Here is an 11,173-nt window from a genome sequence, read left to right as displayed (position 1 = left end):
GATTAATGAATGATTACCCTATTTGGCAGCGCCTGGCTGCTTGATCGTTCAGAGCGTGAACAATGTCGTCATCCATCAAACACGGAGCCCGCCATGACCACCCTGGCCACCACTGCCCCCAACACCTCGAGAGCGCGTGCCAAGGGTCTCCAGCACTGCGCCGAGCAGGCTGTACAGATCAAGGTAGGTCGTTGGACCCAAGCCGCTCTATGAGCGCAAACGCGACGATGTGCTCGTCCTCGTCGCTGATGCTCAAGTGCGCACGCAGCCCGTTGTCGCGCATGTGCGCTGTGAGCCGCTCGTCGTAGCGGTATTCGGGCTTGCCGCGCGCGTCATGGCCGACGGCGACGGCGTGTAGCGTGGCCGGCACGGCGACGCCGGTGCCGAGCGCCTTGCCGAAGGCTTCCTTGGCGGCAAAGCGCTTGGCGAGGAAGCGGGCCGGGTCGCGGTGAGCGCGCCAGCCCTCGACCTCGCTCGCTGCCAGGATGCGCAACGCGAAGCGCTCGCCGTGGCGTTCAAGCGCCTCGCGCATGCGCCGCAACTGCACGAGATCCGTACCGATGCCGTGGATCATGGTGCGCCCTGCCCTTTGTCTTGTCGGCCGCTCACCGCTTGCGTTCCTTGCGCGCCTGGCTCACGCGGTCTGCGCGGCTTCGCGCATCAAGCGCTTCATCTCGACCACCGCCTCGCGCAGGCCGACGAAGACCGAACGGCTGACGATCGAATGGCCGATGTGCAGCTCGCGGATGCCATGCAGGCGGGCGATCGGCTGCACGTTGTAGTAGTTGAGCGCATGGCCCGCGTTGAAGCGCATGCCCAGGCGGCGCACGGCCTCACCCGCGTTGCGGATCTTGTCGATCTCGCCGACCACGTCCGGCGCCTCGGCATCGCGGCCGGCGGCGTGGAAGGCGTGGGCGTAAGGACCGGTGTGGATTTCGCAGACACGCGCGCCAATGCGGGCGGCAGCCTCGATCTGCTCAAGCTCCGCGTCGATGAAGACGCTGGTGACGATGCCGGCGTCGGCCAGGCGGGCGATGACGTCCTTGAGCCGCGCCTCCTGCGCTACCACATCGAGCCCGCCTTCGGTGGTGATCTCGTGGCGCCCCTCGGGCACCAGCATCGCCATCTGCGGCTGGGTGCGGCAGGCGATCGCGACCATCTCGTCGGTGGCCGCCATCTCGAGGTTGAGTTTGACCTGGGTGAGCTCGGCCAAGCGGCGCACATCCTCGTCGTTGATGTGGCGGCGATCCTCGCGCAGGTGGATGGTGATGCCGTCCGCCCCGCCGAGATGGGCCTCCACCGCAGCCCACACCGGGTCGGGCTCCCAGGTGCGGCGCGCCTGGCGCAGCGTGGCGACGTGGTCGATATTGACGCCGAGTTCGATCATCAGAGTTCCTGCAATTCCTTCAGCACCCGGCGCGACTGCAACGGCTGGCCGCCCAAGGTGTGGTTGATCAGCATGCGCAGCAACTGCTTGGACTGGGCCAGCGTCTCTGCGCGGGAAAAATCGTCGGCGGCCATGTCGAGCAGGGTCTGTCCGGAGAGCAGTGGCTGCTCGCCGAGCGCCCCGGATTCGATCCCCTCCGCCTCCAGCGTTTCCAGCCTTACGGGCCCGCGTTCGATTATATAAAGGTAGCGCCCGTCGGGCTGAATCGCCGCGCCGCTGTCGGCGTCCACCGCGAGCCCGGCCTCGTACCCCAGATCCTGCAGCAGGGCGAGCTCGAACCGACGCAGGATCGGCGACGCCGGCTCACCGCGGCCGAGCGCGCGCACCGCATCGACGTAGGCATCGAAGAGACGCGGGTGCGCATCCTCGCGCGCGGTCAGACGCACCAGAAGCTCGTTCAGATAGTAACCGCACAGCAGCCCCCGCCCCGAGAGCAGCGGCTGGCCACCCTGCCATTCGGCGCGCACCAGGGTCTTCACCTCACCGCCGCCGGACCAGTCCATCCGCAAGGGCTGGAATGCCAGGAGCACGCCACGCAGCTGGGAATACGGTCTGCGCGCACCCTTGGCGACCAGTCCCACGCGGCCATGTTCGCGCGCGAAGATCTCCACGATCAGGCTTGTTTCGCGCCACGGATAGGTGTGGAGCACCCATGCGGGCTGCTGCTCGACGCGCTGCTTGGGTCCTGCCATGACAGGGCGCCCGGCTTACTCGTACCCCAGGCTCTTCAGCGCGCGCTCGTCGTCGGCCCAGCCGCTCTTCACCTTGACCCAAACCTCGAGGAAGACCTTGGCATCGAAGAGCTTCTCGAGCTCGACACGCGCCTCGCTCGAAATCCGCTTGAGCTTCTCGCCCCCACGGCCAATCACCATGGCCTTGTGGCCGGGTTTGTCGACGATCACCGCCGCGAAGATACGGCGAAGATTGCCCTCGACCTCGAACTTCTCGATCTCGACCGCGATACCGTAAGGCAACTCGTCGCCCAGCAGGCGGAACAGCTTCTCGCGCAGGAACTCGGAGGCGAGGAAGCGCTCGCTGCGATCAGTCACCTCGTCTTCCTCGAACATCGGCTCACCGACCGGCAACAATGGCGTGGCCGCAGCAATCAGGGCCTCGACGTTGCGCCCCTTCTCCGCCGACAACGGCACGATCTCGGCGAACGCCCGCAACTGGCGGAGCTCATCAATGAAGGGCAGCAGGCGCGCCTTGTCCTTGAGCTGATCCACCTTGTTGATGACGAGAATCACCCGTGACGACTCCGGGATCACGCTGAGCACCTTGCGGTCATCGTCGGTGAAGCGCCCCGCCTCGATGACGAAGAACACCAGGTCGACGTCGGCCAGCGCCTGCGACACCGTGCGGTTCATCGCACGGTTGAGCGCGTTGCGGTGGTGGGTCTGAAAGCCCGGCGTATCGACGAAGACGAACTGCACCCCCTGCTCTGTGAGGATGCCGGTGACGCGATGGCGTGTGGTCTGCGCCTTACTTGAGACGATGCTGATCTTCTGCCCGATCAAACGGTTGAGCAGCGTGGACTTGCCGACATTGGGGCGGCCGACGATGGCGACGAAGCCGGCACGGGATGCCTGCTCGTCGCGACCTTCAGCGCTTGCCGCCGGCATGCTGGGGACTTCGCTCATTTCTTTCTCACCGCGGCGAGCGCAAGCTCGGCCGACTGTTGTTCGGCGATGCGCCGGCTCGGGCCGCGGCCCAGGGTGCGAACACCGAGTTTGGGAATGTCGCAGGCTACCTCGAACTCCTGCGAGTGCGCTTCGCCCAGCACCTGCACCATCGAATACGCCGGCAGCGGCAATCTGCGGCCCTGCAGCCACTCCTGCAGCGCTGTCTTGGGGTCCTTGCTGGGCTTGCGTGGGTCGACCTCGGCGAGCAGCGGTGCGTAGAGACGGTCGATGACCGCCTTGGCAGCCGCGAAACCGCCATCGAGAAACACAGCCGCAAAAACCGCCTCCACCGCATCGGCAAGGATCGAGGGCCTGCCCGCCCCACCGGACCGCAGTTCGCCCTCCCCAAGGCGAAGGCACTCGCCGAGTTCGAGATCTAACGCGACGCGATACAGCGCATCCTGACGCACCAGCGACGCACGGACCCGCGAGAGTTCTCCCTCACGCAGGGCCTCGAAACGCTCGAAGAGCGCGATCGACATGACGCAGTTGAGGATGCTGTCGCCGAGGAACTCGAAGCGCTCGTTGTTCGGCTGGCCGAAGCTGCGGTGCGTGAGCGCCTCCTGCAGCAGGCCGGGCGAGGCGAAGACGTGCCCGAGTCGGGCCTGCAAGCGTTCCGCGGTCATCGGGTCAACGCACCTCGCTGCTCGGACTGAGCTCGAACAGCAGACTCACGTTGGCCACCAGCGGCACCGTGCGGGCGTACTGGACCTCCACCACGGTCTTTCCTCCGCTGCGGTCGATCACCAGATCGGCACCGGAAACACTCGAAACGTCGTCGATGGACTTGCGCCGGTCGAAATTGCGTCGCGCCTCGATCACCGACGTGCCATTGTCGATGTCATTGGCCAGGATGCCGACGATGCGCTTGATCGCCATGTACTCATTGAAAACCGGCACCGTGCGAAAGGCGACGATCAACAGAAAGGCCGCAAAGGCGCCGACGATCATCACGCCGAGCAGGCTCACGCCGCGTTGGGATGTGTGGTTCATGAGGTCTCCCGAGTCTTAATGAAAGCTGCCGATGCGCTTCATGTCGCTGAAGTTGAACCAGATGAAGAAGGCGCGCCCCACGATGTTCTCTTCCGGGACGAACCCCCAGACCCGGCTGTCGCTGCTTGCGTCACGGTTGTCGCCGAGCACGAAGAAATGCCCTTCGGGCACGGTACAGCGCAGGCCGGAGTGCGTATAGGTGCAATTGTCACGGTTCGGGAAATTCAGCACATGCGGCACAAAGGCCGGCGCCTCGCGCTCGATCAGCACCGAGTGTTCGACCGTGCCGAGCTGCTCGGTGTATTGCGGTGAGTAATACAGCCGGTCCGGATGCAGGTAGGTGCCGTTCTCTTCGATCGGGACAGCCTCGCCGTTGATGGTAAGCCGCTTGTTGACGTACTCGACCCGATCGCCCGGCAGGCCAACCACGCGCTTGATGTAGTCCATCGAGGGGTCCGCCGGATAGCGGAACACCATTACGTCACCGCGCTGAGGATCGTTGAGGTCGATGATCTTCTTGTTGATCACCGGCAGCCGGATACCGTAGGTCCACTTGTTGACCAGGATGAAGTCGCCCACCAGCAACGTCGGAATCATCGAGCCTGAAGGGATCTTGAACGGCTCGACCACGAAGGAACGCAGGCCGAACACGATCAGGATCACCGGAAAGAAGCTCGCGCCGTACTCCACCCACCAGGGGTTGGGCGCACCGGCCGGGCGCAGCTTGCGCGCGTGGAAGCGGTCGAAGAACCACAGCACGCCGGTGGCGACCAGCAGCAGGAAAAGAGTCAGGGCGAAATTCATGCGGTTTCCGTCACTTGCCTTCGTCGGTGCGCAGCACGGCGAGGAAGGCCTCCTGCGGAATTTCCACGTTGCCCACCTGCTTCATGCGCTTCTTGCCTTCCTTCTGCTTCTCGAGCAGCTTCTTCTTGCGCGTGATGTCGCCGCCATAGCACTTGGCGAGCACGTTTTTGCGCAGCGCCTTGATCGTCTCGCGCGCGATGATGTGCGCACCGATCGCCGCCTGCACCGGCACATCGAACATCTGGCGCGGAATCAGCCCGCGCAGCTTGCTCGCCAGCTCGCGCCCGCGGTACTGTGCGCTGGCGCGGTGCACGATGACCGACAGCGCATCGACCTTCTCGCCGCCCACCATGAGGTCCAGCTTGACCAGATCGGCCGTGCGGTACTCCTTGAAGTCGTAGTCGAGCGAAGCATAGCCGCGCGACACCGACTTGAGCTTGTCGAAGAAGTCCATCACGACCTCGTTCATCGGCATCTCGTAGATCAGCTGCACCTGACGGCCGTGGTAGCGCATGTCGATCTGGTTGCCCCGCTTCTGGTTGCACAGCGTGATCACCGGACCGACGTAGTCCTGCGGCAGGAAGATGGTCGCGGTGATGATGGGCTCGCGGATCTCCTGGTATTTGCCCGGCTCCGGCAGCTTGGCCGGGTTCTCGACGTGGATCACCGAGCCATCGTTGAGCACCACCTCGTACACCACGGTCGGCGCGGTGGTAATGAGGTCCATGTCGAACTCGCGCTCCAGGCGCTCCTGCACGATATCCATGTGCAGCAGACCAAGGAAGCCACAACGGAAGCCGAAGCCGAGCGCCTGCGAGACCTCCGGTTCGAACTGCAGCGAGGCGTCATTCAGGCGCAGTTTCTCCAGCGAGTCGCGAAGTTGGTCGTACTCGGAGGATTCAACTGGATACAGGCCGGCGAACACCTGCGGCTTGATCTCCTTGAAGCCGGGCAGCGCCTCGGCTGCGGGCCGGCTGGCGAGCGTGACGGTGTCGCCCACCTTGGCGGCTTCGATCTCCTTGATACCGGCGATGATGAAGCCCACCTCGCCGGCCCGCAGTTCTGCACGCGCCACCGAGCGCGGAGTGAAGACGCCGACCTGGTCACATGGATACTGCAGACCGTTCGACATCAGCAGGATGCGGTCCTTGGGCTTCAGCACGCCATCGACCACCCGCACCAGCATCACCACGCCGACGTAGTTGTCGAACCACGAGTCGATGATCAGCGCCTTGAGCGGCCCCTCGGGCTCGCCCACCGGCGGCGGCACGCGTGCCACGATGGCCTCGAGCACGTCTTCCACGCCCAGGCCGGTCTTGGCCGAGCACAGGATCGCCTCGGAGGCGTCGACGCCGATCACGTCCTCGATCTCGCCACGCGCGTTCTCGGGATCCGCCGCAGGCAGGTCGATCTTGTTGAGCACCGGCACCACTTCGACATCGAGGTCGAGCGCGGTATAGCAGTTGGCCACCGTCTGCGCCTCGACGCCCTGCGAGGCATCGACGACGAGCAGCGCCCCCTCGCACGCGGCAAGCGAGCGGCTGACCTCGTAAGAGAAGTCGACGTGTCCCGGCGTGTCGATCAGATTCAGGTTATAAACCTGACCATCCTTCGCCTTGTAATGCAACGCCGCGGTCTGCGCCTTGATGGTGATGCCGCGCTCGCGCTCGATGTCCATCGAGTCGAGCACCTGCGCTTCCATCTCGCGCTCGGACAGTCCGCCGCAGAAGTGGATGAGTCGGTCGGCCAGGGTGGATTTGCCGTGGTCGATGTGGGCGATGATGGAGAAATTGCGTATGTGGTTCATGCGAAACGAAAAGGGTGCCTCACAGCACCCGTTTCGGAAAAATGTTCGGAAGGGTCGCGGCCGGTGCTTGGCGACCGCGTCAAGCCCGCGATTCTAGCGGAAAACCACTGCAATAAGCGCGTACCGCCGCTTCGTCGAGATGGTAGTTGCACAACACCTGTTCGCCGTGCAGCAGCACGGGCACCAGTTCATCCCAGCGCGCCTCCAGCGCAGGATCCTCATCGACGTCCAGCACGCATATGCGCCAGCCATACTCCTGCGCGATCGGCTCGAGCGCGGCAACAAGGTCGTGGCACAGGTGGCACCACTGCCGACTCATGACCGTGAAGCAGGCATCTGCCGTCTCGCCGGTCATCGCGCCGCCCTCAGGCTGACGAAGGATGCACCATCGCCACGATGGACGAGCAGCGTCACCTGCTCGCCGGGTGCAAGCCCAGCGACCGCGTGCTCGAAATCGGCGAGCTTGCCCAGGCGGATCTGCTGCCCCTTTCTCACCAGCGCCAGCACCAGGTCGCCGGGCACGATCTCGGCACGCGCGGCTGGACCCTGCGCACGCTGCACCAGCAGGCCGTTTTCAATGCCACGCTCACGGCGCTGCACCGCTGTGGGCTCGGCCAGTTCCAGACCGAGGCGGTTGGGCGCCTGAGCCGGCCCCTGCGCAGCGGCCTGCTCGGGCGCCTGCTCCGGATCCTGCCACTCGCCGACCTCGATCTCCAGCACCTCCGGCACGCCACCGCGGTAGATCTCCACCTGCGCCCTGCTGCCCGGGCGCGCCGCGGCGACAATGCGCGGCAGGTCGGCGGAGCTTTCCACCACACGCGCGTTGAAGCGCACGATCACGTCCCCTTGCATCACGCCCGCGCGCGCAGCGGGCCCCTCCGGTTCGACCATGCTCACCAGCGCGCCCGCAGGGCGGGGCAGACCAAAGCTGTCTGCCAGGTCGCGCGTGACCTCCTGGATGGACACCCCGATCCGGCCACGCTCCACCCGGCCCTGGGTGCGCAACTGTGCTTGTACGTCCATGGCAACATCGATCGGAATTGCGAACGACAGGCCCATGAAGCCACCGGTACGGCTGTAGATCTGCGAGTTGATGCCGACCACCTCACCGCGCAGGTTGAACAGCGGCCCACCCGAATTACCCGGGTTGATCGCCACATCGGTCTGGATGAAGGGTACGAAGTTCTCATCCGGCAGGCTGCGCCCCTTCGCGCTGACGATGCCTGCCGTCACCGACTGCTCGAATCCGAACGGCGATCCGATCGCCAGTACCCACTCCCCCACCTGCAGCGCTTCCGGATCGCCAAGCACCACGTGCGGCAGATCAGCGGCGTCGATGTGCAGCAGTGCAATGTCACTACGGACATCCGCGCCGATTACGGTGGCATCGTACTCGCGCTTGTCCGCGAGCCGCACCAGCACCTCTTCGGCGCCCTCGATCACGTGCGCATTGGTGAGGATGTAACCGTCCGCGTCAATGATGAAGCCAGACCCGAGCGAACGGTCCTCCGGGTCGGCGCCCAGACCGGGGTTGTCCGGCGTGCGGGGGATGAATTTTCGGAAGAAGTCGAACATCGGGTCCGACTCGTCCAGTTCCGGAAGCCGGAACGGCATGCGCACCGGGGCTTCACTGCGCTGCGTCGCGCTGATGTTGACCACGGCTGCGCCCTGCTGAGCGGCAAGCACGCGGAAGTCGGGCAGCACGATCTGTGCCGCACGCACGGTCCCGAGGGGAAGCAGCAGCCACGCGCAGAGCACGACCACGAAGACGCGCAAGGCCCAGTCGGGAGAATGCGCGGACGGACGCTTCATTGCTGCAAGGGGCGCAAGGTTCGTACGCACTCGTCCTCCCGCGTGAGCTCCATGTGCAGGCGACTGCGCCAGTTGCGGCTACGCGGAAGCGCCCGGTTGGCTGCCCAGGCAAGGCCGAGACCAAGGAGTGCACCGACCAGGGCGTAGAGATCCGCCCGCACTGCGCCGCCCAGGTGATTTCCCAGCGCAGCCCCCAGCAGCAGCAGCAGCGAGGCCAGCCCGTAGCTCGCGAATGCCGCGCGCAACGGAGCGCCCTCCGGGATACTGATCAGCACGCTGTCACCCGGCTTCAGATCCAGCCCGGTCGGCAGCACGAACTCCTCCTTCGGCAGGCCGAAGGCATGACTGATCTGCACCGAGCGGCAGCCCCCCGGCTCGTCGCAGCGCCCGCAGCCACCGGTACTCTCGGACAGCTTCAACCAGGCCTGCCCGCCCTCGACCCGAAGAACGCGCGCCCGCGCCTGCATCATTGCTCGCGGGCCCGCACGCTCTCGCCGAGCCGCCGCACGGCCTGCTCAGGCGCTTCGCCCAGGGTCGTGACCAGATGCCCGTTCACCGTGCGTTTGAAAATGCTGATGGCTCCGTTCGAGATCGGCCCGAGGCCGATCGCCGACGCGTCCCCGACAGGCTCGATGAAGACCGAGATCGCAGCGAGACCATCGCTGAACACCATGTGCAAGGCCTCACCGCGCTCACGGCCGAGCGGCCTGCGCATCACCGAACTGAGGGTGTAGCCGGGCAAGGGCTCCGCGAGCGACCACCCTGCATCACGCTCGTCCAGATCGTTGCCGCGCGCATTGACTACCTGCCAGCCCTCGCCCTGATCGAAGCGGGACTCGAGCAGGGCGGGATCGACCTCGCCACCGATCTGCAAGTCACTGAAACTGAACTGCTCGACCAGCCCGCCGCCCGCGTCCACCGTACGCGACTTCAGCAGCAGGCCCGTCTGCATCTCCGCCCACAGCACATGTCCATAGCGCAGGTTGTCCCGAGGCTCCAGCACCACGGATTGCGCCTCGTATCCTGCGACGCGACTCACCTCGCCCTTGCGGATGCGGTAGTGCTCGGCGAGACCACCTGGCGAGCCCGGTAGCCGCGCAGGAAAGGCACGTCGCCCGGCCGCTTCGTCGATGATCACCGTACGCCGCTCGGGCAACACGCAGTGAACCTCGTTCCCCCGCCGGATCACCTCGCGCGGACTGCCATCGAGCACTTCGAGGCGTTCGTATTCGACCCCACCTTCCACGCGATGAACGATACGGGAGGTCTCGACCTGTCCGCCGGATTGATAGACGAACGTACCCACATAATTGAGCCGCTGCGCGGCCGAGGCAATCCGGCCAAGCCAGGACAACGGATCGGAGGGCGCGTCCGCCCGAGCGGGCCCCTGCGCCAGCAGGGCGCAAAAGCCGAGCGCGACCGCGAACAACCTCATCGGTTGGCACCCAGACGCTGATCGGAAACGGTGCGAACGTACTGCACGCCCGCCGGCAGCGGGCCGCTACGCGACAGGCCCTGGTGCGCGAACACGTATTCGCGCAGCGGGTCGTCGCCCAAGCCTGCCGTACCCGCCTGTGACGGCGCGGCCTTGACGAGCTGCACGACGGCCGCGTTGGAAGCAATCTGCGGCGCCGGCGCCTCCTGCCGATAGAGCGTCGCAGCGACGAGTCCGACCGCGGCCACGCCCATCACCGAGGCGGCCAGCGGCATCAGCGACCGCCACAGTCTGCGCCCATCACCATCCGCCTGCGCGCGCGCCGGCTGGGCGAGCGGTGCGAGCAGCGTGGGTTCGTCCTCGAGTTCACTCATGACGCGCGCGACGAACCCGCTCGATCGCGGCTGGTCTCCGCGCAGCGTGTCGCCGATCAGACAGTAGGTTTCCCAGTCCTCGCGCAGATCCGGATCCCGACGCAAGCGTTCGAACACGGCCAGAGAGGCCTGATCGTCGAGATCTCCATCGAGCAGAGCCGATACCTTGTCCTTCATACTCGTTACCTACCAACGTTTGTCCGGGGCCGTATCGAGCAGAGGCCGCAGACGTTCAGCAATCGCTTCGCGCGCACGGAAGATCCGCGAGCGCACGGTCCCTATCGGGCACTCCATGATGCCGGCGATCTCCTCGTAGCTCAGACCCTCGAGCTCGCGCAGCATGATGGCGGTTCTCAATTCCTCCGGCAGCGCGGCCATTGCGTCCTCCACGGTCTCGCCGATCTGGCGGGTCATCATCAGCCGCTCGGGCGTGTTGATGTCACGCAACTGATCGCCGTCCTCGAAGGTTTCCGCCTCCTCGGAGTCGAAACTGGTCGACGTTGGCGCCCTTCTGCCCTGGGAGACGAGATAGTTCTTGGCCGTATTGACACCGATACGGTACAGCCAGGTGTAGAACGCACTGTCTCCCCGGAACGAGCCCAATGCGCGGTAGGCCTTGATGAAGGTCTCCTGCGCAACGTCCTCGACTTCGGCTGGATCGCGTATCAGCCTGGAAAGCAGACGGTTCAGCTTGCGCTGGTACTTGGATACCAGCAAGCCGAACGCCTGCTTGTCGCCGCGCTGCACGCGCTCGACGAGTTGCTGATCGAGTTCACGATCGCTCATGGGAACTGGGTTCTTCCGGGTATTTGAATGACA

General features: G+C 65.3%; 14 protein-coding genes. All 14 read right to left on the bottom strand.

All coding sequences use genetic code 11. The features are described from left to right. Nucleotides 1-178: 178 nt before the first annotated feature. On the bottom strand, nt 179-574 hold the full coding sequence (gene acpS / locus ACPT9U_RS11730) for a holo-ACP synthase (RefSeq protein WP_435751064.1): 396 nt from the start codon (nt 572-574) through the stop codon (nt 179-181). A gap of 60 nt (nt 575-634) precedes the next feature. Then, the gene (locus tag ACPT9U_RS11725) at nt 635-1,387 is read right to left on the bottom strand and encodes a pyridoxine 5'-phosphate synthase (protein WP_418364653.1); all 753 of its coding nucleotides are present in this window, start codon (nt 1,385-1,387) and stop codon (nt 635-637) included. Then, complete coding sequence (gene recO / locus ACPT9U_RS11720) at nt 1,387-2,139, bottom strand: DNA repair protein RecO (RefSeq protein WP_435751063.1); 753 nt, start codon at nt 2,137-2,139, stop codon at nt 1,387-1,389. The genes ACPT9U_RS11725 and recO overlap by 1 nt, the downstream gene beginning before the upstream one ends. A gap of 15 nt (nt 2,140-2,154) precedes the next feature. After that, on the bottom strand, nt 2,155-3,087 hold the full coding sequence (gene era, locus ACPT9U_RS11715; protein ID WP_435751062.1) for a GTPase Era: 933 nt from the start codon (nt 3,085-3,087) through the stop codon (nt 2,155-2,157). Further along, nucleotides 3,084-3,755 (bottom strand): ribonuclease III, encoded by a 672-nt coding sequence (gene rnc / locus ACPT9U_RS11710; protein ID WP_435751060.1) that lies wholly within the window; start codon nt 3,753-3,755, stop codon nt 3,084-3,086. The genes era and rnc overlap by 4 nt, the downstream gene beginning before the upstream one ends. A 4-nt stretch (nt 3,756-3,759) precedes the next feature. Continuing rightward, nucleotides 3,760-4,122 (bottom strand): DUF4845 domain-containing protein, encoded by a 363-nt coding sequence (locus ACPT9U_RS11705; RefSeq protein WP_418364657.1) that lies wholly within the window; start codon nt 4,120-4,122, stop codon nt 3,760-3,762. 15 nt (nt 4,123-4,137) lie between these two features. Next, nucleotides 4,138-4,926 (bottom strand): signal peptidase I, encoded by a 789-nt coding sequence (lepB, locus tag ACPT9U_RS11700; RefSeq protein WP_435751059.1) that lies wholly within the window; start codon nt 4,924-4,926, stop codon nt 4,138-4,140. Between the two features lie 10 nt (nt 4,927-4,936). Further along, a complete protein-coding gene (gene lepA, locus ACPT9U_RS11695; protein WP_435751058.1) occupies nt 4,937-6,733 on the bottom strand; it encodes a translation elongation factor 4 in 1,797 nt (598 codons plus the stop codon). Nucleotides 6,734-6,812: 79 nt separating this feature from the next. Next, nucleotides 6,813-7,088: a glutaredoxin family protein gene (locus ACPT9U_RS11690; RefSeq protein WP_418364660.1), complete on the bottom strand. Its 276-nt coding sequence runs from the start codon at nt 7,086-7,088 to the stop codon at nt 6,813-6,815. After that, nucleotides 7,085-8,545: a Do family serine endopeptidase gene (locus tag ACPT9U_RS11685; RefSeq protein WP_435751057.1), complete on the bottom strand. Its 1,461-nt coding sequence runs from the start codon at nt 8,543-8,545 to the stop codon at nt 7,085-7,087. The genes ACPT9U_RS11690 and ACPT9U_RS11685 overlap by 4 nt, the downstream gene beginning before the upstream one ends. Next, nucleotides 8,542-9,015 (bottom strand): SoxR reducing system RseC family protein, encoded by a 474-nt coding sequence (locus tag ACPT9U_RS11680; RefSeq protein ID WP_435751056.1) that lies wholly within the window; start codon nt 9,013-9,015, stop codon nt 8,542-8,544. Before ACPT9U_RS11680 ends, ACPT9U_RS11685 begins: the two co-directional genes overlap by 4 nt. Then, nucleotides 9,012-9,980 (bottom strand): MucB/RseB C-terminal domain-containing protein, encoded by a 969-nt coding sequence (locus ACPT9U_RS11675; protein WP_435751055.1) that lies wholly within the window; start codon nt 9,978-9,980, stop codon nt 9,012-9,014. The genes ACPT9U_RS11680 and ACPT9U_RS11675 overlap by 4 nt, the downstream gene beginning before the upstream one ends. Next, nucleotides 9,977-10,531, bottom strand: a complete 555-nt coding sequence (locus ACPT9U_RS11670) for a sigma-E factor negative regulatory protein (protein WP_418364664.1) — start codon at nt 10,529-10,531, stop codon at nt 9,977-9,979. The genes ACPT9U_RS11675 and ACPT9U_RS11670 overlap by 4 nt, the downstream gene beginning before the upstream one ends. A gap of 9 nt (nt 10,532-10,540) precedes the next feature. Then, complete coding sequence (gene rpoE, locus ACPT9U_RS11665) at nt 10,541-11,140, bottom strand: RNA polymerase sigma factor RpoE (protein ID WP_418364665.1); 600 nt, start codon at nt 11,138-11,140, stop codon at nt 10,541-10,543. Nucleotides 11,141-11,173: the final 33 nt, after the last annotated feature.

It is taken from the genome of Thauera sp. AutoDN2 (assembly GCF_051280715.1).
Classification (GTDB): Bacteria; Pseudomonadota; Gammaproteobacteria; order Burkholderiales; family Rhodocyclaceae; genus Thauera.
The sequence above is the reverse complement of the archived record's forward strand: the minus strand, read 5'-3'. Positions and strand labels throughout refer to the sequence as shown.

Excerpts from the sequence above, each read along its gene's own strand:
- acpS (WP_435751064.1), bottom strand. The coding sequence starts at position 574 with ATGATCCACGGCATCGGTACGGATCTCGTGCAGTTGCGGCGCATGCGC.
- ACPT9U_RS11725 (WP_418364653.1), bottom strand. The coding sequence starts at position 1,387 with ATGATCGAACTCGGCGTCAATATCGACCACGTCGCCACGCTGCGCCAG.
- recO (WP_435751063.1), bottom strand. The coding sequence starts at position 2,139 with ATGGCAGGACCCAAGCAGCGCGTCGAGCAGCAGCCCGCATGGGTGCTC.
- era (WP_435751062.1), bottom strand. The coding sequence starts at position 3,087 with ATGAGCGAAGTCCCCAGCATGCCGGCGGCAAGCGCTGAAGGTCGCGAC.
- rnc (WP_435751060.1), bottom strand. The coding sequence starts at position 3,755 with ATGACCGCGGAACGCTTGCAGGCCCGACTCGGGCACGTCTTCGCCTCG.
- ACPT9U_RS11705 (WP_418364657.1), bottom strand. The coding sequence starts at position 4,122 with ATGAACCACACATCCCAACGCGGCGTGAGCCTGCTCGGCGTGATGATC.
- lepB (WP_435751059.1), bottom strand. The coding sequence starts at position 4,926 with ATGAATTTCGCCCTGACTCTTTTCCTGCTGCTGGTCGCCACCGGCGTG.
- lepA (WP_435751058.1), bottom strand. The coding sequence starts at position 6,733 with ATGAACCACATACGCAATTTCTCCATCATCGCCCACATCGACCACGGC.
- ACPT9U_RS11690 (WP_418364660.1), bottom strand. The coding sequence starts at position 7,088 with ATGACCGGCGAGACGGCAGATGCCTGCTTCACGGTCATGAGTCGGCAG.
- ACPT9U_RS11685 (WP_435751057.1), bottom strand. The coding sequence starts at position 8,545 with ATGAAGCGTCCGTCCGCGCATTCTCCCGACTGGGCCTTGCGCGTCTTC.
- ACPT9U_RS11680 (WP_435751056.1), bottom strand. The coding sequence starts at position 9,015 with ATGATGCAGGCGCGGGCGCGCGTTCTTCGGGTCGAGGGCGGGCAGGCC.
- ACPT9U_RS11675 (WP_435751055.1), bottom strand. The coding sequence starts at position 9,980 with ATGAGGTTGTTCGCGGTCGCGCTCGGCTTTTGCGCCCTGCTGGCGCAG.
- ACPT9U_RS11670 (WP_418364664.1), bottom strand. The coding sequence starts at position 10,531 with ATGAAGGACAAGGTATCGGCTCTGCTCGATGGAGATCTCGACGATCAG.
- rpoE (WP_418364665.1), bottom strand. The coding sequence starts at position 11,140 with ATGAGCGATCGTGAACTCGATCAGCAACTCGTCGAGCGCGTGCAGCGC.